Source organism: Bacillus sp. V59.32b (assembly GCF_003429085.1).
GTDB lineage: Bacteria > Bacillota > Bacilli > Bacillales > DSM-1321 > Peribacillus.
Genome location: NZ_QVTC01000118.1, coordinates 1 through 2465, shown reverse-complemented (window position 1 = coordinate 2465; position 2465 = coordinate 1). Strand labels below are relative to the sequence as shown.

The following is a 2465-nucleotide window of genomic DNA, read 5'->3' as shown; positions in this document are numbered from 1 at the left end:
AACCGCGTAAATTACTAGGTGCTTTTTTAAACTGTCCACTTTATAGGTCACAGTTCAGTTCCCCCAGGCGTATTGTTGTTTTATTATCCACTTGGCCTATTTTATTATCCGAATCATCCTGTTTATTATCCAAATTCAGATTTTATTATCCAAACAGTTCTGAAGTTCAGGTCGCCTTTCTATTTCTCATAGTTTTCCACTGTTGAAATCCGTTCAAGCATGGTCGGGTGCGAATACCTGAACCATTTCACCAGCAGTGGAGGATTTACCTCACTCAACCCCGATCTGGTGAGTTCCTGGAAGCTGGTGATTGCGGCCTCCCTGTCTCCTGTCATTTCAATCGCATATTTATCGGCGCGCGATTCCTGATAGCGGGATAAATAATTCGAAAGCGGGCTGGATGCAAATAGAAGCACAGCTGTTATTAGAAGGAACAGCGGCAATGAACTGATGCTGCTGACTGACGGGATTTTCAATACCTTTCCCCAGCGCCGGACGATGTAATCCATTAATCTTGCCGTCAACCATAGGCCAATCAAGGAGAGTATTAAATATTCCGCGATGCCGATGTAAATATGCTTTTCCACATAGTGGGCCATTTCATGGGCCATTATAAACAGAATTTCATTGTCTTCCAGTTTGTTAAGGGTGGTATCCCATAACACGATTCGCGAATTGGAGCCAATTCCGGTTACATAGGCATTCAGTGAATTGGTTTTTTCTGCCATATTTACTTCGTATACATGGTCAGCGGGGATATCTGCTCTGGAGGCGATCTCAAGGATTTTCGTTTCCAATTCCTTATTTTTAAGCGGATAAAATTCATTATAGAGCGGGTCAATCAAAACGGGCTGGACAAACATCATGAACAGGGAAAACGGAACCGACAGCAGCCACGCATACATCCACCATTTTTTCGTACTCTTCTTCATCAACCAGTATAAAACCGCGACAATGAGAATCATCGTCCCAAAGCCGATCCAAAAGTCAATCACTTCTTCCTTCATCCACGAGGTAAAGCTTTGCGTACTGATATTGTAGCTTTTGCTCAGGCTGTAGCTTATATAATTAAACGGAAAGACGACGATATATGAAAGAATCGATAGCCAAAACAGATAAATCGCCGTCTGGAGAACTCTGCGCTTTGATATAGACGCTGCCCAATTTTCAAAGGCTCTTGACAAACCGAATAATAAAATCAAAAAATAAAACAACCATTCATATGGTGTGGAAGCAAAAAATAAAAAGTTCTTAATGCCCGAGTATTCCTCGGTAAGCATTAATTCCCTCGAGTTCAAAAATGTCGCCGGGTCAGCCGCTGTCCCCTTCAACGCTGCCGGGATTGATTGATCGGCACCCTGAAAAATATACCAATACATCAAAGCGCAAATCAATAAATACATAATCACCGCAACACTTGCCCACCTTCTGGCCATACCTGTCCCCCCTTAGACAAACCTTCTTTACTTATTGTAGTTAAAAAGAGACAAGTTAGAACGACAATTAAGAATAAAACGAAAAACGTCCTAAGATGCTTTCGAGTGATATCCTGTAAAGTTACAATTCTAATGTCATAAAATAGCATATTCAAACAGCTCGCCGTGTTCGTAGGGGTTGTTGCTCAATACATCATTATGCCTGGTGCCGCTTATCTTCTGGCCGTAGGGTTGAATCTCCCTCCTGAAGTGGCGGTTGGCGTTATATTGGTCGGTTGCTGCCCTGGGGGAACTGCATCGAATGTAATGGCCTACCTGGCGAGGACAAATGTCGCCCTATCTGTGGCGGTTTCATCGGTGGCGACATTGATATCACCAATCCTGACTCCGGCGCTGATTTACCTATTAGCGAGCCAGTGGCTTCCGGTATCAGGAAAAGATATGCTTCTCTCAACGGTGCAAATTGTTCTTATTCCTATTATTCTTGGCATCATCTTCAAATGGATTCTGAAGGATAAAGCAGAAGAAGGGGCGAAAATCCTGCCGCTTATCTCTGTAATTGGGATCGTCGGTGTCATCTCAGCAGTGGTAGCCGGGAATAAAGACAACATCCTTGAATCTGGTTTGGCGATCTTCGGTGTAGTCGTTCTGCATAATTTGATTGGATTGCTATTAGGTTTCTTCATATCAAAATGGTGCAAATTCCCGCATGCCGATCAAAAGGCAATCTCGATCGAGGTCGGGATGCAGAACTCAGGGCTTACAGCAGCATTAGCGACCGCCCATTTCTCTCCCCTTACGGCTGTTCCGAGTGCGATTTTCTCAGTGTGGCACAATATTACTGGACCTTTGATTGCCACGTACTGGGCGAAAAAGGTCGCAAAAAAAGATCAGGAAATGAAATCTGATAAAAATACGCAAGTTTCCTAATTAAAAAATAGAGATAATCCTGAAAGATATTTTTAAGGATAGGCTCTGTTAAACGATAATGTTGTTTTTGGGAAGGGAATCTGCGAGACTCCTGCGGAA

The 2465-nt window shown here is 43.2% G+C and carries 1 protein-coding gene and 1 pseudogene; one reads left to right on the top strand and one right to left on the bottom strand.

What is annotated here, in order from left to right; all coding sequences use genetic code 11:
• Positions 1–179 precede the first annotated feature (179 nt).
• On the bottom strand, positions 180–1436 hold the full coding sequence (locus D0463_RS19080; RefSeq protein ID WP_117308931.1) for a M48 family metallopeptidase: 1257 nt from the start codon (positions 1434–1436) through the stop codon (positions 180–182).
• A 162-nt stretch (positions 1437–1598) separates the two neighbouring features.
• Here D0463_RS19080 and D0463_RS19075 point away from each other — a divergent pair.
• A pseudogene (locus D0463_RS19075) lies at positions 1599–2366 on the top strand (bile acid:sodium symporter family protein); the annotation flags it as partial.
• Between the last annotated feature and the right edge of the window lie 99 nt (positions 2367–2465).